Source organism: Pseudomonas oryzicola (assembly GCF_014269185.2).
Classification (GTDB): domain Bacteria; phylum Pseudomonadota; class Gammaproteobacteria; order Pseudomonadales; family Pseudomonadaceae; genus Aquipseudomonas; species Aquipseudomonas oryzicola.
Map to the genome: position 1 here is coordinate 2,928,133 of NZ_JABWRZ020000001.1, position 20,086 is coordinate 2,948,218.

Sequence of the window (20,086 nt, forward strand, 5' to 3'; positions counted from 1 at the left end):
CCCGCTCTCGCCCCTGCCAACTGGCGTGCTGCTGACCAGCGGTAAAAGTAGGCTGTCGTTCAATACGCTAGCGCTGCACCAAAGAATTCTCAAAAAATTTTGTGCCGCTGTAACCGGATCGCTTCTCCTGGCGAACTACTCATCGAGCCGCCGGAAAGTCTTCCGCGGCCCCTCACTCGAACGGGAGACCGCACCATGAAAACTCTGACCATCGCCAGCGCCGCCCTTGCCCTTGTCGCCATCACCGGTAGCGCTCTGGCCGACGATATGAACACCAAGGCCAGCAATGGCGCGGCCATGGAAAAGTGCTACGGTGTCGCGCTGGCCGGCAAGAACGACTGCAAAGCCGGTGCTGGGACCACCTGTGCGGGCAGTGCCAGGAAGGACTACGACGGCATGCACTGGAAGAACGTTCCTGCCGGGACCTGCACCACCATCAAGACGCCCAAGGGCATGGGCTCGCTGACCCCGAGCAAAGCCTGAGCCAAGGCCACCGGCCATGAGCGCATTCCATCAACCGGGCGCCGGGCTGGGGCTGAGGGGCGAACATTATGCCCCGGCCCTCGCCTGCTCCGCTCAGGGGCTTTGGTTCGAAGTGCATCCGGAGAACTACATGGTCGGCGGCCCCCGCCTTGCCTGGCTGGAGCGGATCGCCGAGCGGCATCCGCTGTCGCTGCATGGGGTTTCGCTGTCCCTGGCGGCCGATGCCCCACCTGACGAGGCACACCTCCAGCGCTTGCGCGCGCTGGTCGAGCGCGTGCAACCGCCGCTGATTTCCGAGCACCTGGCGTGGTCGAGCTGGCGCGGCCAGTATCTCCCGGACCTGCTACCCTTCCCACGCAGCCATGCGGCCCTGGCGCGCATAACCGAGAACATCCAACGCACCCAGGAAGCTCTGGGCCGGCGCATCGCCATCGAGAACCCCAGCCATTACCTGCGCCTGCAGGGCCACGACTGGGATGAGATCGACTTCCTCGCGGAACTGGCACTGCGCACTGGCTGTGGCCTGCTGCTGGACGTCAACAACGTGCACGTCAGTGCACACAACCTGGGCTTCGATGCCAAGCGCTATCTTGATCGCTTCCCGGCGGCGGCCATCCTCGAAATCCACCTGGCCGGATACAGTCACGACGGCGGCGGCGAGCTGCTGATCGACTCCCACGATGCACCTGTCGCCGAAGCGGTCTGGGCGCTTTACGGGCACCTGATTCAACGTATCGGGCCTAGGCCGACATTGATCGAGCGCGACGACCATCTGCCAGCCTTCGACGTCCTGCAGGCCGAGCGCGAGCGCGCCCAGGCGATCCTCAACCTGGCTCAGGTGAGCACATGAAAACCGCACTCGGTGCCTTCCAGGACGCCTTCGTCGACGCCCTCTACCAGCGCGCTGCCCCGGCACTGCAAAGCGTCACCGTGCAGGCAGCCTTCGAGGTGTATCGCAATACCGTGTTCAACAGCTGCGTCGATGCGCTGTGCGACAACTTCCCGACCATCGAACGCCTGGTCGGGACAGCCTGGCTTCGTGCAGCGGCCGCCATCCACGCCCGCGAGACGCCGCCCAGCGACGCCCGGCTGATTCTGTACGGGGAGGGTTTCGCAGACTTCCTCGAAGCGTTCGAACCCGCGCGGGAACTACCCTACCTTGGCCCCGTGGCGCGCCTGGACCGGCTGTGGACCGAGGCCTTCATCGCCCCTGCGCAAGCGCTGTTGGAACTCCCCAGCCTCGCCGGCATGACCACCTCCGACCTCGCCGCCTGCCACCTGGCACCGCGCACCTGCGTGCGCTGGAGCTGGTTCAGCGGGCAACCGATCTACAGCATCTGGCGCTGCAACCGCGAAGCCCTGCCGATACCCGAGGAACTGCCCTGGCGAGGCGAGGGCGCATTGCTCGTCGGGCATGCCGAAGGCGTCACCTGGCATGCGCTGGAGGCTGGCGGCTGCGCCTTCCTGGACGCCTGCGCAGCCGGCAACGACCTGGACCGAGCCTCAGCCCTGGCGCTCGCTGCACAACCTGATCTCGACTTCCACGACCTGCTCGGCCACCTGCTCGGCGCCGGGGTGTTCCGTCCCATCAACGTCACCTGAGAAAGCCACCATGGATATCGCCCGCACTCCCCTTCACCACAGCGGCCTGCGCCAGCGCTGGAATCGCCTGGCCGACATCTTGCAGCACCGGCTCGGCGACGCGTTTCTCTTCCTGGTGGCGCGATTCGGGATCGCCGCGACCTTCTTTCTCTCCGGGCGCACCAAGGTCGAGGGCCTCCTGAGCATCACCCCGAGCACCTACGAGTTGTTCCGCACCGAATACATGTTGCCGCTGCTGCCACCGCACATCGCCGCGCATCTGGCAACCTACGCGGAGCACTTCTTCCCGATGCTGCTGGTACTGGGCCTGTTCACTCGCCTGTCAGCCTTGGCGCTGCTGGGCATGACCACGGTGATCGAGGTGTTCGTCTACCCGGATGCCTGGCCCACCCATCTGGTCTGGGCGGGCCTGCTGCTGTTGCTGGTCGGTCGAGGGGCTGGAAGCTGGTCGCTGGACCGAGTGCTGGGCATTCGCTGAATGCTTCGCCTGCAATGAATGGATGGCAACCAGGACGTGGCCATCGGCTATCAGCACTAGAACTCCACTTTCCCCCGCCCTGCCTTGACGGTACTCCGCCTGGCTTTTCCTTCCAGGCGGCGGGTCTTCGAGCCGAGGGTTGGCTTGGTCGGGCGGCGTTTCTTCTCGGTCTTGCCGGCAGCGATGATCAACTCGGCAAGGCGCGCCAGTGCATCAGCACGGTTCTGCTCCTGGGTGCGGTACTGCTGCGCCTTGATGATCAACACGCCGTCGCCGGTGATGCGACTGTCACGCAGCGCCAGCAGCCGCTCCTTGTAGAATTCGGGCAACGATGAGGCCGGGATGTCGAAGCGCAGGTGCACGGCGCTGGACACCTTGTTGACATTCTGCCCACCCGCGCCTTGCGCGCGGATATATGTCAGTTCGATTTCGGCATCCGGCAGATGCACTTGGTTGGAGATGGTCAGCATGGCATGGCCCTGGTAATTGCCCCCATTATCACCGCCCCCGCCGCGCTGCCATAGAACAACACAAAATTCTTTCACCTGATTTTCAGCGAAACGCGGAAAGACTTCCGCCACGAGCCTTGTTTTTCGGAAAACGCCCGACGACTAACCTGTCACTACTCCTAACCTGCAAGGTCACCGCCGCATGAAAGCCATCGTCTACGACACCCCAGGCCTTCCAATTCAAGATGCCCGGTCACTGTTCGAGCACGAACTGCCCAAGCCCACACCCGGCGCCAGGGATCTGCTGATCGAAATCAAAGCCATCGCGGTAAACCCGGTCGACACCAAGGTCAGAGCCAGCCGTGGCGGCGACTGCCCTCAAGTGTTGGGTTGGGATGCAGTCGGTATCGTTCGCCAGGTCGGTGACCAGGTGTCGCTGTTCCAGCCTGGTGATGAAGTGTTCTACGCCGGCGCAATCGACCGCCCTGGGGCCTACAGTGAATTCCACCTGGTCGATGAACGCCTCGTCGGGCACAAGCCTCGCACCCTGGATAACGCCAGCGCCGCTGCCCTGCCCCTGACTTCCATCACTGCCTGGGAGCTGCTGTTCGACCGTCTGGGTGTGCAGGAAAATGGCGGCGCCGGTCAGAGCCTGTTGATCATCGGCGCTGGCGGCGGTGTTGGTTCGATCCTGCTACAGCTCGCACGCAAGCTCACTCAGCTCCAGGTGATCGGCACCGCTTCGCGCCCTGAAACCCTGGCATGGGTCACTGAATTCGGGGCGCATCACGTCATCGACCATTCGGCACCCATTGCCCCGCAGCTGGAGCAACTCAAGCTCCACCCGGTGGATTACGTCATAAGCCTGACCCACACCGATACCTACCTTGCGCAGATCGTCGAAGTATTGCGCCCGCAGGGCAAGCTCGCACTGATCGATGACCCAGCGCAGCTCGATATAGTGCCGTTCAAGCGCAAATCATTGTCAGTGCACTGGGAGCTCATGTTCACCCGATCCCTGTATCAGACCGAGGACATGGTCAAGCAGCACCAGCTGCTGGAAAAGGTGTCGTCACTGATCGACGACGGGGTTATCCGGACTACCGTCGGCGAGCATTTCGGCAGCATCAGTGCCAGCAACCTCAAACGGGCCCACGCGCTGATTGAAAGCGGCAAGGCGAAAGGCAAGATTGTCCTGGAAGGCTTCTGATCGTTCAGCCGCTCAAACCTTGCTGCGCTGTGAGCGGCAATGCGAAGTTCGCCCGGGCCCACACGCCCTGCAGCGTCAACGACGGGCAAGACAAACGCCGAGCCAGCGCCGAGGTAGTGAGATAGCCGCATGGAAAGACGGGGCCGCCAGCCCTGTCATCTTCATCCACCAACAGCCAGGATCTGCTCGAAACGCTCGGTCAAGAACGCTCTCAGCGCCTGAACAGCCGGCGTGAGCGATGTTCGGTGAGCGCACACCAGTTGCAAAGGTGCAGGTTGACCGCAATCACCCGCGAACAACTCGATCAGGCGCCCTGCGCGCAGGTCCGTCAGAACGTCCAGCCTGGATTTGTAGATGATGCCGAAACCTGCAACGCCCCAGCGCCGAACGATATCGGCGTCGTCGCTAACGCGGTCGCCGGTCACCTGTACGGTACTGACTCCATCGTGCGTATCGAAGCTCCATCGCTCGTAGGTCTGTTCGCCCATCACATAGCGCAGGCAGTTGTGCCGGGCCAGATCTTGCAGAGTGGCTGGCGCGCCATGTCGAGCGATATAGTCGGGTGACGCGCAAACCGTTCTGCGATTTTTCGCGGCGAGCATCAGCGAGACAAGGCTGGAATCTGCAAGCTGCCCATATCTGATACTCGCATCCAGTTGCTGGCCGACAAGATCAGCTACCTGATCGCTGACCCGCAGTTGCAGCAGCAACTTGGGATGCGACTGCTGGAACTCATCAAGCCAGGGCAGGAGCACATTTCTGCCGAGATCCGAAGGCATGGAAAGGCGTAGTACGCCGGCGATTTCATCACGGCCCTCGGTCAGGGCAACCTCACCGTTACCCAGTGCCTCCAGGGCTTGGCGAGCATGGGCCAGGTATCGCTCGCCATCGTCCGATAGCCGCAAGCGCCGCGTGGAGCGCACGAACAACCTGGCGCCCAGGCTGCCCTCCAGGCGCTGGACGGCCCCACTGGCCAGTGCCGGCGAGATATCCAGTAACCTGGCCGCTGCCGAGAAACTCCCTGCAGATGCTGTGGTGACGAAGACCTGAAGATCATCAACCCGAACTATTTTCTTTACAGTGGACAATTCTTGACCTGGGCGCGAGGGCCCAAGGGTAGCGACATTGTCGATTCACGCCCAGCCTTCACGCGCAAGAATGGGAGCCGGGTCCCTGTGCTGTATCCAGCAGTGAGGCTGAGCAGTGGCAGCAGCGCAGTCATCGCGGGTTGAACTACGCTTTGCAAACAACACCGCAGATCGAAGAAGCATTGCACACGGTCGTGACGGCCCAATGCTGGTGGTAAGGGAATGGCCATTCTTCGGAATCCGATACCTTCATCACCATCAGCCGGGTACGCTCCGTGATAACCAACCAGCCCCTGCTTGCCCTACTGTTACTCATACTGCTGTCTGGGGGCTGTACGACAGCCAGAATCGCTCAAGAACCGAGTCAGGCCTTGCCGGCGAACGATTCGGCGTTCGGTCGTTCGGTCCAGGCCCAGGCTGCTCCCCATCAAGGTCAATCGGGGTTTCGCTTGTTCCCTGATAGTGCCGAGGCTTTCGCCGCCCGCGCCGAGCTGATTCGCAACGCACAAAGCAGCATCGACTTGCAGTACTACATCGTCCACGACGGTTTCAGTACACGGATACTGATGCGCGAGTTGCTCGCCGCCGCCAATCGCGGCGTCCGCGTGAGGATTTTGCTCGATGACACCACTAGCGACGACCTTGAGCGCATGATCGCAACAATGGCGGCGCATCCGCATATGCAGATTCGCGTGTTCAATCCGCTGCACTTGGGCCGCAGTACCGTGGTGACACGTACACTGGGCCGGCTGTTCAACCTGTCGCAGCAGCACCGGCGTATGCACAACAAGCTGTGGCTGGTGGACAACAGCGTGGCCATCGTCGGAGGACGCAATCTAGGCGACGAATACTTCGATGCCGAGCCCAACAGGAACTTCACTGACATCGACATGCTCAGTGTCGGCCCAGTTGCAGAACAGTTGGGACAGTGCTTTGACCAGTACTGGAACAGTGTCCTGAGCAAGCCCATCGAGCAGTTTACTTCGATCAAACCGACGGCCAGAGAGCTGAGCAAACTTCGGGCCCGGCTTGACGAATCTCTCGAGGAAACGCGCAAACAGAACCCTGCGCTTTATAGCAAGCTGATGAGCTATACCACACAGCCACGCCTGAACAACTGGCGAGGGGAGTTGATTTGGGCTTGGAATAAAGCGATGTGGGATGCACCGAGCAAAGTCCTGTCAAGTGGCGAACCAGCCCCGTACCTGCTATTGGCCACCCAATTGGAGCCCGAGCTCAACGGGGTCGGCAGGGAACTGATCCTGGTCTCGGCCTACATGGTGCCCGGCCAACCGGGAGTGTTGTACTTGACCCGCCGTGCCGACGCTGGGGTGTCGATCAGTTTGCTGACCAACTCACTGGAAGCCAACGACGTGCCCGCCACGCAGGGTGCCTACGCCCCTTACCGCAAAACCTTGCTGGAGCATGGTGTACAGTTGTTCGAATTACGCCGCCAATCGGGTGACACTGGCCACGGAAGGCCGCGCCTTTCGCACAAGGGTTCCGCCAATAGTTCCGACTCCAGCCTGCATACCAAGGCGATGATTTTCGACCAGCAGAAAGCGTTTATCGGTTCGTTCAACTTCGATTCACGCTCGTTGCTGTGGAACACCGAGGTGGGGGTTCTGGTCGATGATCCAGCGCTCGCCGGGCAGGTGCGCAGATTGGCCCTCGAAGGCATGACACCTGCTCTCAGTTATCACGTCCGGCTGGAAAATAACCATCTGGTCTGGGTCACCGAAGACAATGGCATACAACATACGTTGTACAAGGAGCCGGGGGGATGGTGGCGACGTTTCAACTCATGGCTCAGCAGCACGATTGGGTTGGAAAAAATGTTATGAGGTGCTTGTACCCCAACTCGCTGTTGGCTCACCTACCGAGTGTTTGCGCCAGTATCTGCCAAGGAGGCGTCGCAAGGACGGCAAGCCTGCGAAACTCGACCAGCTCCAGCGCTACACCCTTGCGCCCTGCAGTTTAGTTAAAAACAATCGACCGAAGCGTTTTCTCTCCGAGCGCCTGGAACTCACTGAGTTTTTCGACTGTCATGTTAAAGGTCGCAATGACCAGATTTTCATTGGTCATCAGGTATAACTGCATGTTCAGAATATTGGCATCCAAACCCTTTGTTGTGAACTGTATTATCCATCCCTTATGGCCGTCGACGGTAACCGGTGAGGCTTGAGGTTCCAGATTGCTCATCATCTCCATTAGCCCATCCTTTACTTCATCGATTTGAACCAGCTCAGGCTTTTTAAGCTTTGATATGCCAAACGACACAGTGCCATTTTCGTTGCCGTAAATGACCTGCGGCCTTCGTTCTGATGGGTATTTTATCTTGGCCATATCTTCAGGCATAACATTCAACTGCTCCGGAAGTTGAACGGTCAATTGCAGTGAACGAATAGACTCTGTTTTCATGACCGCGCTCGATGCCAAGACATCGCTCGAGATAACCCATGCAAACATCACCATCAAAAATTTCTTGCAATTTTTAAAATTGACACCTGTCGAAGAAAGGGTCAAACATTCAAACATGGGTCACTCCTGTGAGTTTCAAAACTGACTGAACGGAGCGCTATTACAGCACAGATTGAGCGGCCTGCACTGACTTCTTCGCGCCGATCGATAAGCGCCTTCCAACTTCAGGCATCGACGGCGTGCTGCAACCCTCCTCCCAGTGGCAACTCATAAGATTTCTTCACCGTACGCACTACCAAGGTAGAGGTATACGTACGAATCGGAATATTCCGGTACGTATCGAGAAACCGGTAGATATAGTCGGTGTACTCGGTAGCATCTCGAAACTTGGCCACCATGACGAAGTCGAACTCGCCGGTCATCAGGTAACAGTCCTGAATCTCCGGGTGGCTGGCCAGGATGTGCTGCATCTTGCGGTCGATGTCGTTGCTGTCGCGGTCCAGCTTGACCAGAAAAAGGGCGGTCACCTGAATGCCCAGCTTGCGCTCGTCCAGTATCGCGACCTTGGCCTTGATGATGCCCTCGCTCTCCAGGCGCCTGATCCGCCGATAGCAACTGGTAGAGGACAGCCCGACGCTGTCACTGAGCAGTTCCAGATTCTGGCAGCAATCCTTTTGCAGCTTTCCCAGAATCTTCAGATCCATGGCGTCTGTCATTTTTCCCGTGTCTTCCTTGAAAAAATGCAATGAATCCGCCGCACGGACGCGCCAAGTTGCACGATTCCCTGCGCGCTGGCCCTCTAACATCAACTCAGCTTAGCAGCCCGGCCAGACCTGGCCTCCAGGGCGCATGAGAGGGACCTTATGATCATTGCCAAACCGACGTGGACGGCGGACATCCTCGGCCTTTTTACCGCCCCCTACTGGATCCCTGCTGCGCAGCGTGCGGCCGTGGCTGCCTCCTGGGCCGGGTGCATGAACGGCTATTTCGTGTATCTGGATGACCCGGCGTCGGTGAAGGCCTGGTCAGAAACCATCTACCAGCACCTGGCCTCGCGCAACATGCCGCTGACCCTCGACCAGCAACAGTTCTGGCCCATTGATGCACTGGAAACCTTCAGGCTGTGGGTCAACCAGGGTTGGCGACTCGACGCCAGTTCGCCCTTCGATGTGGCCGAGCGCATCCCGCCACCTGACCTGCCCCACCCGCTCAAGCGGGTACGGCAGGACATTCGCGCGCTGAGCCTGGAGGAACTCAACCTGTACCGCGCCCGCCTGGACGACGTGATGCAGGTGGGCGACCCCGACAGAGGTTCGCCATGGCAACGCTACGCCTACATCCATACCAACTGGTGCCTGCATTACCAGGAGGCGTTCGCCCTCTGGCACCGGGCGTACCTGTTGTACCTCGAACAACTGCTCGACTGCGCCATCCCGTACTGGGACTGGATGGCCGAAGATGCCAGCGTCGATGGCAGCCCGCAGGCCGGCCTGCCCCAGGCGTTTCTCGATGCAACCTATGTGCACCCGCACAGCGGCGAAACCCGACTCAACCCCCTGCGCTTTGCCGCCGCCAAGGACGGGCGCTCCAAGGTATGCGCCAGCAGCGCAGCCAATGACGTGGACTGCCGGTATGTGCAGCGCAACCCACTGTTCTACACCCGCGGAGAAGAATCGCGCCTGGATCGCACCCGCTTGTACGGCATGAGTCGGATTTTCCAGCAGCAGGTGGTGGATGCCCTGAGATTCACCACCTTCAGCCAGCCACAGGGTGTGCCCGGTTATCCCTGGGCCAACATCCCGGTGTTCGACCCGCCCCAGGAGGACAGCCTTTACCCCAACCGTGCCCTCAACTTCGACGGCCTGTACGAGCAACCCCACGACAATTATCACGGCTGGATCGGCGGCGACATGGCCGACAACGCCTACACCGCCTTCGACCCAGTGTTCTGCTCCTATCACGCCAACATCGACCGCATGCTCGAAGTCTGGATCAGGGCCAACCCAGGGGCGCAATTCACCACGCAGTGCCTACTCCAGCCATTCTCTGGCCGCGACGCCACGCAGGTCACCTTTACCAGCGCCGACGCCTGGCGCTACACCACCCTCGGCGACATGGCCCAGGACAGCCGCCATATCGGCTACGACTACGGTGTACCGGTGGCGCCCCAATTTGGCACGCGCAAGGCGGCTACCCATGCCTGTTGCAAACACGGCGCAGTGGCCGGCACCTCCGAAAACAACGCCGCGGAGCCCGGACCGTGGGTGGTGTTCGATCACGTGCGCTGCACTCACGACACCTATCTGATCGACGTGTTTCTCGACCAGCCCGACGCCACCATGCAGCACGTCAGCGCCGACAACCCTCACTACGTGGGACGCTTCAGCCGCATCGGCATGGGCCTGGTGGACGACAAGGGCCGCTGCATCACCCATGGCGTGTCGCGCGCACTGAATGCGGCCCGCAACGCCACTGCGCTGGGCCTTGGCCCCGGCGATGCGGTACAGCTGTCGCTGGTGGTGACCCACCCCGACAGTGGCCACGTGCTGACACCTGACGAATACGCCCACCTGCCCGGTTTCATCGCCCAACTGGTGTGGAGCGACCCACGCCAAACCCTCGCCGGCCCGCCTCCGGTCGCCGGTTGCTGCTCCGTTTCCACCTCACGCACACCTGGAGAACCGACATGAGCACGCCCTTCAACCAGTTCACCTCTCCCGCCGAACAAGCGCCCAAGGACTACAACAAGCTGGGCCTGGAGGACCAGCTCCCACAGTTCGAAAGCGACTGGAACAACTACCTCACCGGCTGGACCGAATCGTCCATCATCGGCAACCCGTGGTCGAGCCTGTACGACGCCCCTCGCTCGGGCTACTACAACCCTTTGGTGGAAGGTTTCGGTGCCGTGGTTGTTCCGGCGATCACCTGGGCGCCCTTCCCCAACCGGCTCTGGACATTCTTCTATAACAACGGTGCGGCGGTCGTACCCCAGCTGGGCGACAAAGCCATGACTCTGCAACAGGTGATGGCGCTGGCCGATCATGGCCAGATCACCCTCGACAACACCCTTTACACGCTCTACGACCCAGACAACAAGGGCACCTTGCTGCAACTGCCGGCCAAGCGCTGCCCCAGCATCGACTGGAACGGCAAGTACACCGCGTTCTCGCCCTCCGGCCCACGGGGCTGGCTTGACGAATACTGCGAATGGTCGATCGTGCGCGATGCCAAAGGCAACATGCGCAAGATCACCTTTACCTGCGAAAACCCCGCGTACTACCTGGCCATGTGGCGCATCGACCCGAACGCAGTTCTGGGCCTGTACCGCGAATACATCGACCCCAACGTGCAGCTCGAAGACCTGTACCTGCGCTACACCGCAGACTGCCCGACCGGCAAGGCCGGCGACCCGGTCATCGACCCCACCACTGGCCTGCCGGCCTATGACACGGTCAACAAATGGAACGCCGGAACGGCCTGTGTGCCCGGCCAGTATGGCGGGGCGATGCACCTGACCTCCGGCCCCAACACCCTCAGCGCCGAGGTATACCTGGCCGCCGCCGCCACCATCCTGCGCCCGATCACCAGCAGCCAGAACGCCCAGTCGCTGATCTGCTGCGCGCAGTATGGGCAGAACTATCGCAACTCCGACCCGCACATCGGCTTCATCGCCAATTCCAAGGCAGTGAACAACCGGTTGTCACTGACCAACCCCATTGGCCTGTACCTTCAGCAACCCACAAATTTCAGTGCCTGGAAAGGCCCGCAAGGGCAGGACGTGAGCCAGTATTGGCGGGTCACGCGCGGCACTGCCAAGTCGGCTGCCAATGGTTCCGACCAGATCCTCCAGGCGGTGTTCGAAGTGCCGGAAAGCGCAGGCTTCTCGATCAACGAAATCACCATCAACAAGCAACCGATCGACTATGTGTGGGTCATCGCCGAACAGCTGCTGGTGGGCCTGAGCGTCACCGCCAAACCACTCACCGCCCCCCCGCAAACCTTCTTCTGCGTGCAGGACCGGGTCACCGGTCAGCAGCCCTGGCCGGTGCAACTGCTGCCGCTGGACCTGTTCTACGGCCAATCCCCCACCGACCTGCCGGCCTGGCTTGCACCGGGCAGCAGCAATCAGTTCGTGCTGGTGGTACAAGGCGCCGACCCGAACACCACGGCACAGACCGCCAGGGTGCAATTCTCCAACCCCGGCATTACCGCGCAGGTCACCCGGTTCCTGCCTGACGCTTCGGCCATTCCCGGGCAAACCAACGCGGGCGGCACCCAGGCCTATATCCTGACCATCACGGTCAGCCCCAGCGCAGCCCCCGGCCTGGTGACGGTCCGTGCGCTCAATCCGGGCGAGGACGTGAACGTGAGTGCGGCAGACCACCCTTGGGAGTCCGGCCTGGCGCTGGTGCCTGGTGCCTGAACCACGCCCCCTATCGCCGCACCTTCGGGTGCGGCTTCACTGTTTGCAAGGAGCGCAATGATGTCCAGGTTACGCTTGAGCCTTCTGTCGCTGCTGAGCGGCATGCTGCTGTGCCTGTCGACTCTGCCACCCGCTTCGGCGGCGCCAATGTCGGAAGCCGACGCCTGCGTGCAGCAGCAGTTGGTGTTCAACCCGGCCAGTGGCGGATTCCTGCCGGTCAACAACTTCAATGCGAGCAACCAGGCGTTCATGAACTGTTTTGGCTGGCAGTTGTTCATTGCCCTGAACTGGCCGGTGAACCCCGGCTGGCCAGCGACCCCCAGCCTGGCCGGCGAACCCGACATGAACAGTACCCTGGCCCAGTTCGGTGTGCCCTCCGACCCGGGCCAGCCGATGAGCGTCGCGCCGGTGTGGGCAAGCTACAAGGACGCCAACGACATCTTCCTGCCTGGCGCGCCCAAGCCCAGCGGCTGGGGCGTCCAAACCCTGGTGCCATCCGGTTGCGGCACCCAGGGTAGCCTCAAGGCCCTCAAGGTCGGTGCACGCAAGTTCATGAACGCCACCTCCGAAGCTGCGATCAACGCCGTGCACGGTTTCCACCTGTCCAGCGGCACGCTCGCGTCCATTCCCGACTCGGTCATGGAAGCGTCTGGCGGCTGGCTGACGGATCAGGCGGGCAACCTGGTGTTTTTCGAACGCAAGGTGGGCAAGGCCGAGTTCGACTACATCGTCGCCAAGGGCCTCTACGACGCCGCCAACCAGTTGAAGGTCGCGCAAAACGCCGACGGCACTACACCGCAAGGGCTGTCGCTTCCCATCGGCGAACCGATGCGCTCACTGCCGCCATCTCCCGTGCCACAGGAACAACTCGGCGCGATCGAACTCAAGGCTGCCTGGCGCATACTGACCGGCAAACCCGAACTGTTCGGGCGCTACCTGACCACCGTCGCCTGGCTCAAGCGCCCCGACACGCTGGCGTGTACCCAGGAGGTGGTGGGACTGGTGGGCCTGCATATCATCAACAAGACCCAGGCCTCACCGAACTTCATCTGGACCACCTTCGAGCAGGTCGACAACGTACCCGAACCGGGTCAGGTACCGCCGCAACAAACCCCGCCGAACGGCTTCGCCTTCAACAACCCGGACTGTGGCAGCGGCCCTGAGTGTCAACCGAACGAGCCCCGCATCAAATGCAATCAGCACCACCCCGACAGGGACTGCACCGATCTGTTCCCCCGGGACCAGCCGGTCCAGACCACCCGCGAGCATCCTCTGCCTGGCGACCTGCAAGCGCTCAACAGCGCCGTACAAGCCAATTTCGCGCAGCACAGCCAGGGCAAGTCGGTGTTCCAGTATTACAAGCTGATCAATGTGCTCTGGACCCTCGCGCCCAATCCGCCTAGCCCGGAACCAGGCGCCAAAGCGCCAGTGCCGTTGTCGTACGGGCCGTTCATCAGCCAGGGCAACGTACCGGTGGCCAACACCACCCTGGAAACCTATGTGCAAGGTGATGGCTGCAACCAGTGCCATCAGTACGCGACGATTGCCGGCAGCAACTCGTTGGCCTCGGACTTCTCGTTCCTGTTCAACAGTGCCAGTTCCGCCAGCAAGCACAGCCTGATCAAGCGTGTCCAAGCCTTCGAAACCCTGAAGGACCGTCGCTGATGCGCAAACGGGGCGATCATCGATCGCCCCGCCTCCAGCTGCGCCCTAGCTTGGTTCGCGGCGAAACACCAGCACCCGGGCCACGCTGCGCTGGCACACGGCACCGTCCTGGTTGCAGGTTTCGCTTTCCAGCACCGCCATGCCCCGTTCTGGCCTGGACTTGGAAGTGACCAGTTCCTTCACGGTCGTCCTGACCCGCAACCAATCGCCCGGACGCACGGCCCGCGGCCAGCTGATCTCGCTGCCGGCACCGATCAGCCCGCCAGCCAGCGGAACGCTTTCAACCAGCAAGCGCATGGTTACCGCCGCCGTGTGCCACCCGCTGGCCGCAAGGCCATTGAAAAAACTCGCCTGCGCTGCCTCGGCATCGGTATGGAACGGTTGCGGGTCGAACTCGGAGGCGAACTGCAAAATGCGCTCGGTGGTCATTTCATAGGACTCGCTGACGAAGGACGCACCTACCGCAAGGTCTTCGAAAAACAGCTTGTTCTGCTCGACAGCAGCCATATGCACGCTCCTGGTTCGGTGTGAAGGGCCTTTGGCGCCCTGTTGTTCATGCAGAAACTACCCGCCTGGCATCCCTGCGCACCGCTTGCGGCGGCACGCCGAAGCCGCGGATGAATACCTCGCGCAGGTGCCGACGGTCCCTGAAGCCAGTCTCCCTGGCGACCACATCGAGGCTGTGCCGGCTCTGCTCGATCAGCAACCGGGCGGCCTCCAGGCGCAGGCTTTCCACGGCTTTGGCCGGTGATTGCCCGGTTTCGGCGGTGAACACCCGGGTAAACTGCCGCGGGCTCAGATGCACTACCCCGGCCAGCTCCTCGACGCTCAACGAACGGTTCAGGTGCCTGCGGGCGTAATCCAGCGCGGCCTGGATACGGTCGGACCGGGGCGACAGCGCCAGCAGCTCGGAATGCTGGGATTGCCCGCCTGAGCGGCGTTGGTGCATGACCAGCTTGTGCGCCACCGACCTGGCCACCTCTGCGCCAAGGTCTTTCTCTACCATGCCCAGCGCCATGTCCAGGGCTGCAGTCATGCCGGCGGAGGTCCATAGCGGCCCATCGACGATGAAAATGCGGTCTTCCTCCACCTCGACCTGCGGATACATTTCGCGCAGCTTTTTTGCATAGGCCCAGTGCGTCGTCGCTCGTCGCCCCTCCAGCACTCCCGCATGGGCCAGGACGAAGGTGCCGGTGCACAGGCCAGCGGTGCGCCGGGCGCCTTCGACAAAAGCGCGCACGCTGGCCAGCACGGCCTCATCAGGGGCAGTCAAGGGGGTCAAGGTACCGGTGACCATCCAGGTGTCGGCCAGGCCTGGAGCACCCAGGGGCAGCGTATCGATGTGCATGCCCAGGGAAGAGCGCACGGTGCCGCCGTGAATGGAAAAGTTCTGAATCCTGTAGACCGCTTCGCCCGCGACGATATTGGCAAACTCGAACACTGCCTGCGTCGCCAGGGACATGACCTGGAAGCCTTCGGTCATCAGATAGCCGACCCGGTGCATCGCCAAACTCCTGCTGCAATGTCTCGAAAGCGTACCATATACGTCGTTTGAGACAAGCGTAACCCTTGTCATCATGGCTCCACACCGCACCCCGCCACTGGAGCATGACCATGACGCAGCAATTCAAAGGCACCGCGCTCATCACCGGCGCGTCCACCGGAATCGGCTCGATCTACGCAGAACGCCTGGCCCGTCGCGGCTACGACCTGGTACTGGTGGCGCGCAACCGGGAGCGCCTGAACGACCTGGCCAGCCGCCTTACCACCGCAACCCGACAGAATGTAGAAGTGTTTCCGGCAGACCTGGCCAGTGCGGATGACCTGGCCAAGGTAGAGCGCAAGCTGCGCGAAGACGCCAGTATCAGCCTGCTGGTGAACAACGCCGGCATCGGCACCCATACCAGCCTGCTGGACAGTGATGTCGAGCGCATGGCCGAAATGATCACCCTCAACGTCACCGCCCTCACCCGCCTGACCTACGCAGCAGTCCCGGGCTTTGTCACTCGCCGGCAAGGCGCGGTGATCAACATCTCCTCGGTGGTGAGCCTCGCCCCCGAGCGGCTCAATGGCGTGTATGGCGGCAGCAAGGCCTATGTCACCGCTTTCAGCCATTCCCTGCACAGGGAACTTGCCGACCAAGGCATCAGGATCCAGGCGGTACTGCCCGGCGCCACCGCGACCGACTTCTGGCAGATAGGCGGCTTGCCGGTCGAAAGCCTGGACCCCGCTATCGTGATGTCGGCCGAAGACCTGGTAGACGGCGCCCTGCAGGATTTCGACGCCGGCAAACTGATCTCCATCCCCTCGCTGCATGACCTCGAGGCGTTCGAGCGCTACGAAGCCAGCCGTCAAGCCCTGTTCAGCCAGTTGTCCAGCAACCGGCTGGCCCCGCGCTACGCCACCAATTGATCGCCAGGACAGGAACCCCACCGATGAAACTCAGCGCCAACACCATTTTCATTACCGGCGGCACCTCGGGCATCGGTCGCGCCCTGGCCGAGGCTTTCCATCAGCGTGGCAATCAGGTGATCGTGGCGGGCCGCCGCCAGGCACTGCTGGACGAGATCGCCCAGTCCAACCCCGGTATCGATACCGTGAGGCTCGACATCAACGACCCGCAGCAGATCAGGCAAGTCGCCCAGGAAGTCATCCGCCGCCACCCTTCGCTGAACGTGATCATCAACAACGCCGGTATCATGCCCTTCGACAACCCGGCATCAGGCGACTACGACGACGCCCAGGCAGTGAGCCTGCTGCAGACCAATCTGCTCGGCCCGGTGCGTGTCAGTGCCGCTTTCGTGGAGCACCTGAAACACCAGCCTGATGCCTACATCATCAATAACAGCTCGGTGCTGGCCTACTTGCCACTGGCGGCCACCGCACTGTATTCGGCGACCAAGGCTGCCCTGCACTCCTATTCCCTGTCGCAGCGCTTCAGCCTGCGCGACACCAGCGTGAAAGTGCTGGAAATCGCCCCGCCTTGGGTCGATACCGACCTGGTCCACAAAAGCGGCGATGAACGTGCCATGCCGCTCGATGCCTTCATTGAGGAAACCCTGGTCAAGCTCGAGAGCGCGACAACCGAGGTGCTGGTGGACCGAGTGGTCGCGCTGCGCGCCAACCAGGGGATCAACGAGCACGCGCTGATCGACCAGTTCAACCAGGCGTTGGTCGACAACCCGATCCCGGTTGCCTGAACTGGCCCCGCAGGCCACCCGCACCCATTCACGGCCAGGCCGTCACCAGGCCGAACGGAATGACGCGCCATAGGCACTGGGTGGCAACCGGCTGGCACCATCCGCTCTCAACCGGGAGCGGAAGGTCCCGGCCTGCGGTTGGCTTCGGTAAAGCCCACGCTTCTGCAACTCAGGTACTACCAACTCGACAAAATCCTCCAGCGTGCCGGGGCTGGTCAACGGGTTGAGCATGTAGCCACTGGTACCCGAAATGCGCGCATGTGCTTCGATTCGATCGGCGACCTGCTGCGGCGTGCCCACCAGGATCAGGTCGGTGCCCCGAGTGACGCTGGCGAAGCGTTTTCTGACATCCCCCGCGGTCAATGGCTTGCCGCTGCCATCCGGTCGCATCATGTAAGAGGTCAGGCCCTCGGTATGATTCGACAGTGCATCACTGTCGGCATAGCGACTGAGGTCGAAGCCGGTGTCGCCAGCGTAACTGACGAGCTGGGCTTCCAGGTGGTAGTGGCTTTGCAGCTCATCGTACTTTCGCCGCGCCTCGATCTCGGTTTTCGCGGTGACGATCCGCAACACCGTCAACGACTGCACATCGCCCCGGTTGCGGCCGCGGGCCTCGGCCATCGCCCAGATTTCTTCCAGGCCCTGGCGAATTTCGTGGGGGTCGGACTTGGCAATGAATATCAGCTCGGCATGTTTGGCGGCGAACTCGCGGCCCCTGCCTGACCAGCCTGCCTGGATCAGCAAGGGCGTGCGCTGTGGTGACGGTGCACAGAGGTGTGGCCCGGCCACCCGATAATACTCGCCAATGTGGTCGACAGGCTTGACCCGGTCACCCTGGGCATACACCTGGCGGACCTTGTCGGCGACGACCGCATCTTCCGCCCAACTGCCTTCCCACAGCTTGTACACCACGTCCATGAATTCCTCGGCACGCGCGTAGCGATCGCCATGCCGGATCATCTGTTCCAGGCCAAAATTGCGCGCCGCGCTGGAAAGATACGACGTGACGATGTTCCAGCCGATCCGGCCATGGGTCATGTGGTCCAGCGTGCTGAACCGCCGGGCATGGGTGAAGGGATGCTCGTAGGTAGTGGTAACAGTGGCGCCGAACGCCAATTGCCGAGTGATGGCAGCTAGCCCGGGAATGATCATCAACGGGTCGTTGGCAGGCGCCTCGACGGCCCATTTCACCGCTGCATCCGCGTTGCCGCCGAATACATCGTAGAAACCCAGCACGTCGGCGAAGAACAACATGTCGAGGTTGGCCTGGTCGGCGATACGGGCCTGGTTGGACCAGAAATCGAAGGTATTGGCGGTCAGACGTTCATCAGCCGGATGCGTCCACAGACTCGGTGCGCCACCGCAGCCGACACTGGCCTGTTCGTAAAGCGCAAACAATAGGGGTTTCGGGTCGGACATCGGCGGTTACTCGGTAGGCAAAAGGTTTTTAAATAGTAAATAGAAATATAAAAACGATTTGAACTACCGATATCGAATAAGCATGTACCACTGGGCTATAGGTCGCCCGCCGCGCCCTGACAGCGCGAATGCATCTACATGCGCCGGCGCACCTGCAGCCACTCGAACACAGCCATGCCGCCCAGCATCGCTGCCACGAACAGCCAGGCCTGCCAGTAGCCTCCCGGCAGCAGCACCAACGCTGGGCCCGGGCACATGCCGGCAAGCCCCCAGCCAATGCCGAACGCCAGGCTGCCACCAACAAGGCGGCGATCCACGTCACGTCGGTCAGGCAACTGTATCGCCCCGCCCAACAACGCCGTCGAATGCCCGCGCGCCCAGCGCATCGGCAACCATGCCGCAGCAATAGCACCGATCATCACCAGCGCCAGCGAAGGGTCCCACCGCCCGGCGATGTCGAGGAAGGCAAGGACCTTGGCCGGGTCGGCCATTCCCGCCAGCAGCAACCCTACGCCGAACAGCAGCCCGGCGATAAATCCACTCAGAGCACGCATGTCAGGCCCCTTGTACGAGGTGTCGGACGACATACACCGTGGCAAAACCACTGGCCATGAAGCACAGCGTTGCCACGGCTGAACGGGGAGACAGCCGCGATAGGCCACAGACACCATGGCCGCTGGTACAGCCGCTGCCGTAGCGCGTGCCAAGCCCGACCAGCAACCCAGCCACCACGAGCGTGCCGGCTGCCGCAGTGAATCGGGGGACAGGCACTGTGGCGAACATCCCCCACAGCAGCGGTGCAGCCAGCAACCCCAGAATAAAGGCCAGCTTCTCACCGCGCCCTTGCCCACCTTGCAACAACGAACCGAGCAAACCGCTGATCCCGGCGATACGGCCGTTCAGCACTGCGAACAGGCCTGCGCCGAGCCCGATCAACACACCACCGGCCAGCGCGGACCATGGTGTGAACGCCAGCGAATCAATTGCCATCGTATTTCTCCCTGCAACAGAAATGGGGCCAAGATCAGGCGAGACGATCGATGCAGGCGGTGATTTCGGCCACGATCTGCCGCGTTGCCTGCTCGATCGGCCCTTCATTACGGCACAGTACCCAGCCATGCTCCACAACCGCACGTTCGAACGCCTCGGTACAAGCCACCTGCTCGTCCAGGCTGTGCATTACCGTACTGCCCAACCCTCGCGTGCGTGCCGCCGCCCGTGCCCATGAGGTAACCGCGGCGGTGACAACCCCGACATGCAAGTCCGGCACCCGCACACTTCGTGCGATGTTCAGCCGCAGGATCTCGTCGAACGGTACTGTGCGGCGGAATGCGGCATCCGAGGGATACCAGCGATCAATCAGAATGATGCTGCCCGGTGGTTGCGCCGGCAGCACCTGCCGGGAAATCCAGGCACGGCTTTCGGCTAGGCGCTCGCACACGCTCAACTCCAGGTCCCGGCAGGGATGCCTGGCCAGCTGGTTGACGAGGGCCATGGTTTCTCTCCGGCAGGGGTCGTTTTTCTTCTCGCTCAGCCGGATGACGGTCTGATTGGCGGCCCTCAAGGCTCTGGTAACGGCCTCAAGCAGCGTGGTCTTGCCGGTGCCCTTGGGCCCATCGAGGGAAACAAACAGCGGGCGGGTCATTGC

General features: G+C 61.8%; 21 protein-coding genes. 11 read left to right on the forward strand and 10 right to left on the reverse strand.

The window, feature by feature from the left end; translation table 11 throughout:
• The first annotated feature begins 195 nt into the window (after positions 1-195).
• From HU760_RS13555 to HU760_RS13570, 4 genes are read left to right on the forward strand one after another with little or no spacing between them, the layout of a single operon-like run.
• Entirely contained in the window at positions 196-483 is a 288-nt protein-coding gene (locus tag HU760_RS13555) for a BufA1 family periplasmic bufferin-type metallophore (protein ID WP_186674071.1), read from the forward strand.
• 16 nt (positions 484-499) lie between these two features.
• The gene (bufB, locus tag HU760_RS13560; protein ID WP_186674070.1) at positions 500-1,333 is read left to right on the forward strand and encodes an MNIO family bufferin maturase; all 834 of its coding nucleotides are present in this window, start codon (positions 500-502) and stop codon (positions 1,331-1,333) included.
• Complete coding sequence (locus tag HU760_RS13565) at positions 1,330-2,085, forward strand: HvfC/BufC N-terminal domain-containing protein (RefSeq protein ID WP_186674069.1); 756 nt, start codon at positions 1,330-1,332, stop codon at positions 2,083-2,085. The genes bufB and HU760_RS13565 overlap by 4 nt, the downstream gene beginning before the upstream one ends.
• A gap of 10 nt (positions 2,086-2,095) precedes the next feature.
• A complete protein-coding gene (locus tag HU760_RS13570) occupies positions 2,096-2,563 on the forward strand; it encodes a DoxX family protein (RefSeq protein ID WP_186674068.1) in 468 nt (155 codons plus the stop codon).
• 56 nt (positions 2,564-2,619) lie between these two features.
• Here the strand turns inward: HU760_RS13570 and arfB are convergent, their stop codons facing one another.
• Complete coding sequence (gene arfB / locus HU760_RS13575) at positions 2,620-3,033, reverse strand: alternative ribosome rescue aminoacyl-tRNA hydrolase ArfB (RefSeq protein ID WP_186674457.1); 414 nt, start codon at positions 3,031-3,033, stop codon at positions 2,620-2,622.
• A gap of 181 nt (positions 3,034-3,214) precedes the next feature.
• Here arfB and HU760_RS13580 point away from each other — a divergent pair, with 181 nt between their 5' ends.
• Entirely contained in the window at positions 3,215-4,222 is a 1,008-nt protein-coding gene (locus HU760_RS13580) for a zinc-binding alcohol dehydrogenase family protein (protein WP_186674067.1), read from the forward strand.
• A gap of 161 nt (positions 4,223-4,383) precedes the next feature.
• On the opposite strand, the gene HU760_RS13585 is transcribed toward HU760_RS13580, so the two are convergent.
• Positions 4,384-5,292 carry a LysR family transcriptional regulator gene (locus HU760_RS13585; RefSeq protein WP_186674455.1) on the reverse strand — a complete coding sequence of 303 codons (909 nt, stop codon included), beginning with the start codon at positions 5,290-5,292 and terminating at the stop codon, positions 4,384-4,386.
• 293 nt (positions 5,293-5,585) lie between these two features.
• On the opposite strand from HU760_RS13585, the gene HU760_RS13590 reads away from it, so the two are divergent.
• Positions 5,586-7,154, forward strand: a complete 1,569-nt coding sequence (locus HU760_RS13590) for a phospholipase D family protein (protein WP_186674066.1) — start codon at positions 5,586-5,588, stop codon at positions 7,152-7,154.
• Positions 7,155-7,287: 133 nt separating this feature from the next.
• Here the strand turns inward: HU760_RS13590 and HU760_RS13595 are convergent, their stop codons facing one another.
• Together HU760_RS13595 and HU760_RS13600 are read right to left on the reverse strand one after the other, a co-directional pair.
• Complete coding sequence (locus HU760_RS13595) at positions 7,288-7,848, reverse strand: hypothetical protein (protein ID WP_186674065.1); 561 nt, start codon at positions 7,846-7,848, stop codon at positions 7,288-7,290.
• Between the two features lie 107 nt (positions 7,849-7,955).
• The gene (locus HU760_RS13600) at positions 7,956-8,435 is read right to left on the reverse strand and encodes an Lrp/AsnC family transcriptional regulator (protein WP_186674064.1); all 480 of its coding nucleotides are present in this window, start codon (positions 8,433-8,435) and stop codon (positions 7,956-7,958) included.
• A 159-nt stretch (positions 8,436-8,594) separates the two neighbouring features.
• Between HU760_RS13600 and HU760_RS13605 the strand changes: the two genes are divergently transcribed.
• From HU760_RS13605 to HU760_RS13615, 3 genes are read left to right on the forward strand one after another with little or no spacing between them, the layout of a single operon-like run.
• Positions 8,595-10,421 carry a tyrosinase family protein gene (locus HU760_RS13605; protein WP_186674063.1) on the forward strand — a complete coding sequence of 609 codons (1,827 nt, stop codon included), beginning with the start codon at positions 8,595-8,597 and terminating at the stop codon, positions 10,419-10,421.
• A complete protein-coding gene (locus HU760_RS13610) occupies positions 10,418-12,154 on the forward strand; it encodes a DUF8225 domain-containing protein (RefSeq protein WP_186674062.1) in 1,737 nt (578 codons plus the stop codon). Before HU760_RS13605 ends, HU760_RS13610 begins: the two co-directional genes overlap by 4 nt.
• A gap of 60 nt (positions 12,155-12,214) precedes the next feature.
• The gene (locus HU760_RS13615) at positions 12,215-13,819 is read left to right on the forward strand and encodes a hypothetical protein (RefSeq protein ID WP_186674061.1); all 1,605 of its coding nucleotides are present in this window, start codon (positions 12,215-12,217) and stop codon (positions 13,817-13,819) included.
• Between the two features lie 45 nt (positions 13,820-13,864).
• On the opposite strand, the gene HU760_RS13620 is transcribed toward HU760_RS13615, so the two are convergent.
• Positions 13,865-14,326 (reverse strand): MaoC family dehydratase, encoded by a 462-nt coding sequence (locus HU760_RS13620; RefSeq protein WP_186674060.1) that lies wholly within the window; start codon positions 14,324-14,326, stop codon positions 13,865-13,867.
• A gap of 46 nt (positions 14,327-14,372) precedes the next feature.
• Positions 14,373-15,323: a GlxA family transcriptional regulator gene (locus tag HU760_RS13625; RefSeq protein ID WP_186674059.1), complete on the reverse strand. Its 951-nt coding sequence runs from the start codon at positions 15,321-15,323 to the stop codon at positions 14,373-14,375.
• Positions 15,324-15,433: 110 nt separating this feature from the next.
• On the opposite strand from HU760_RS13625, the gene HU760_RS13630 reads away from it, so the two are divergent.
• Together HU760_RS13630 and HU760_RS13635 are read left to right on the forward strand one after the other, a co-directional pair.
• Entirely contained in the window at positions 15,434-16,231 is a 798-nt protein-coding gene (locus HU760_RS13630; RefSeq protein ID WP_186674058.1) for an SDR family NAD(P)-dependent oxidoreductase, read from the forward strand.
• A 23-nt stretch (positions 16,232-16,254) separates the two neighbouring features.
• Positions 16,255-17,019, forward strand: coding sequence for an SDR family oxidoreductase (locus HU760_RS13635; RefSeq protein WP_186674057.1), 765 nt, complete (start codon positions 16,255-16,257; stop codon positions 17,017-17,019).
• Positions 17,020-17,061: 42 nt separating this feature from the next.
• On the opposite strand, the gene HU760_RS13640 is transcribed toward HU760_RS13635, so the two are convergent.
• The 4 genes from HU760_RS13640 to HU760_RS13655 form a co-directional block, all read right to left on the reverse strand.
• On the reverse strand, positions 17,062-18,438 hold the full coding sequence (locus HU760_RS13640; RefSeq protein ID WP_186674056.1) for an LLM class flavin-dependent oxidoreductase: 1,377 nt from the start codon (positions 18,436-18,438) through the stop codon (positions 17,062-17,064).
• 134 nt (positions 18,439-18,572) lie between these two features.
• Complete coding sequence (locus HU760_RS13645) at positions 18,573-18,992, reverse strand: DUF6691 family protein (protein WP_186674055.1); 420 nt, start codon at positions 18,990-18,992, stop codon at positions 18,573-18,575.
• Between the two features lies 1 nt (position 18,993).
• Positions 18,994-19,428, reverse strand: coding sequence for a YeeE/YedE family protein (locus tag HU760_RS13650; RefSeq protein WP_186674054.1), 435 nt, complete (start codon positions 19,426-19,428; stop codon positions 18,994-18,996).
• Positions 19,429-19,462: 34 nt separating this feature from the next.
• Positions 19,463-20,083 (reverse strand): dTMP kinase, encoded by a 621-nt coding sequence (locus HU760_RS13655; protein ID WP_186674053.1) that lies wholly within the window; start codon positions 20,081-20,083, stop codon positions 19,463-19,465.
• Positions 20,084-20,086: the final 3 nt, after the last annotated feature.

Coding starts and splice junctions, on each gene's coding strand:
- arfB (WP_186674457.1), bottom strand. CDS start 3,033: ATGCTGACCATCTCCAACCAAGTGCATCTGCCGGATGCCGAAATCGAA.
- HU760_RS13570 (WP_186674068.1), top strand. CDS start 2,096: ATGGATATCGCCCGCACTCCCCTTCACCACAGCGGCCTGCGCCAGCGC.
- bufB (WP_186674070.1), top strand. CDS start 500: ATGAGCGCATTCCATCAACCGGGCGCCGGGCTGGGGCTGAGGGGCGAA.
- HU760_RS13615 (WP_186674061.1), top strand. CDS start 12,215: ATGTCCAGGTTACGCTTGAGCCTTCTGTCGCTGCTGAGCGGCATGCTG.
- HU760_RS13610 (WP_186674062.1), top strand. CDS start 10,418: ATGAGCACGCCCTTCAACCAGTTCACCTCTCCCGCCGAACAAGCGCCC.
- HU760_RS13640 (WP_186674056.1), bottom strand. CDS start 18,438: ATGTCCGACCCGAAACCCCTATTGTTTGCGCTTTACGAACAGGCCAGT.
- HU760_RS13655 (WP_186674053.1), bottom strand. CDS start 20,083: ATGACCCGCCCGCTGTTTGTTTCCCTCGATGGGCCCAAGGGCACCGGC.
- HU760_RS13630 (WP_186674058.1), top strand. CDS start 15,434: ATGACGCAGCAATTCAAAGGCACCGCGCTCATCACCGGCGCGTCCACC.
- HU760_RS13645 (WP_186674055.1), bottom strand. CDS start 18,992: ATGCGTGCTCTGAGTGGATTTATCGCCGGGCTGCTGTTCGGCGTAGGG.
- HU760_RS13620 (WP_186674060.1), bottom strand. CDS start 14,326: ATGGCTGCTGTCGAGCAGAACAAGCTGTTTTTCGAAGACCTTGCGGTA.
- HU760_RS13565 (WP_186674069.1), top strand. CDS start 1,330: ATGAAAACCGCACTCGGTGCCTTCCAGGACGCCTTCGTCGACGCCCTC.
- HU760_RS13650 (WP_186674054.1), bottom strand. CDS start 19,428: ATGGCAATTGATTCGCTGGCGTTCACACCATGGTCCGCGCTGGCCGGT.
- HU760_RS13635 (WP_186674057.1), top strand. CDS start 16,255: ATGAAACTCAGCGCCAACACCATTTTCATTACCGGCGGCACCTCGGGC.
- HU760_RS13625 (WP_186674059.1), bottom strand. CDS start 15,323: ATGCACCGGGTCGGCTATCTGATGACCGAAGGCTTCCAGGTCATGTCC.
- HU760_RS13600 (WP_186674064.1), bottom strand. CDS start 8,435: ATGGATCTGAAGATTCTGGGAAAGCTGCAAAAGGATTGCTGCCAGAAT.
- HU760_RS13605 (WP_186674063.1), top strand. CDS start 8,595: ATGATCATTGCCAAACCGACGTGGACGGCGGACATCCTCGGCCTTTTT.
- HU760_RS13580 (WP_186674067.1), top strand. CDS start 3,215: ATGAAAGCCATCGTCTACGACACCCCAGGCCTTCCAATTCAAGATGCC.
- HU760_RS13555 (WP_186674071.1), top strand. CDS start 196: ATGAAAACTCTGACCATCGCCAGCGCCGCCCTTGCCCTTGTCGCCATC.
- HU760_RS13595 (WP_186674065.1), bottom strand. CDS start 7,848: ATGTTTGAATGTTTGACCCTTTCTTCGACAGGTGTCAATTTTAAAAAT.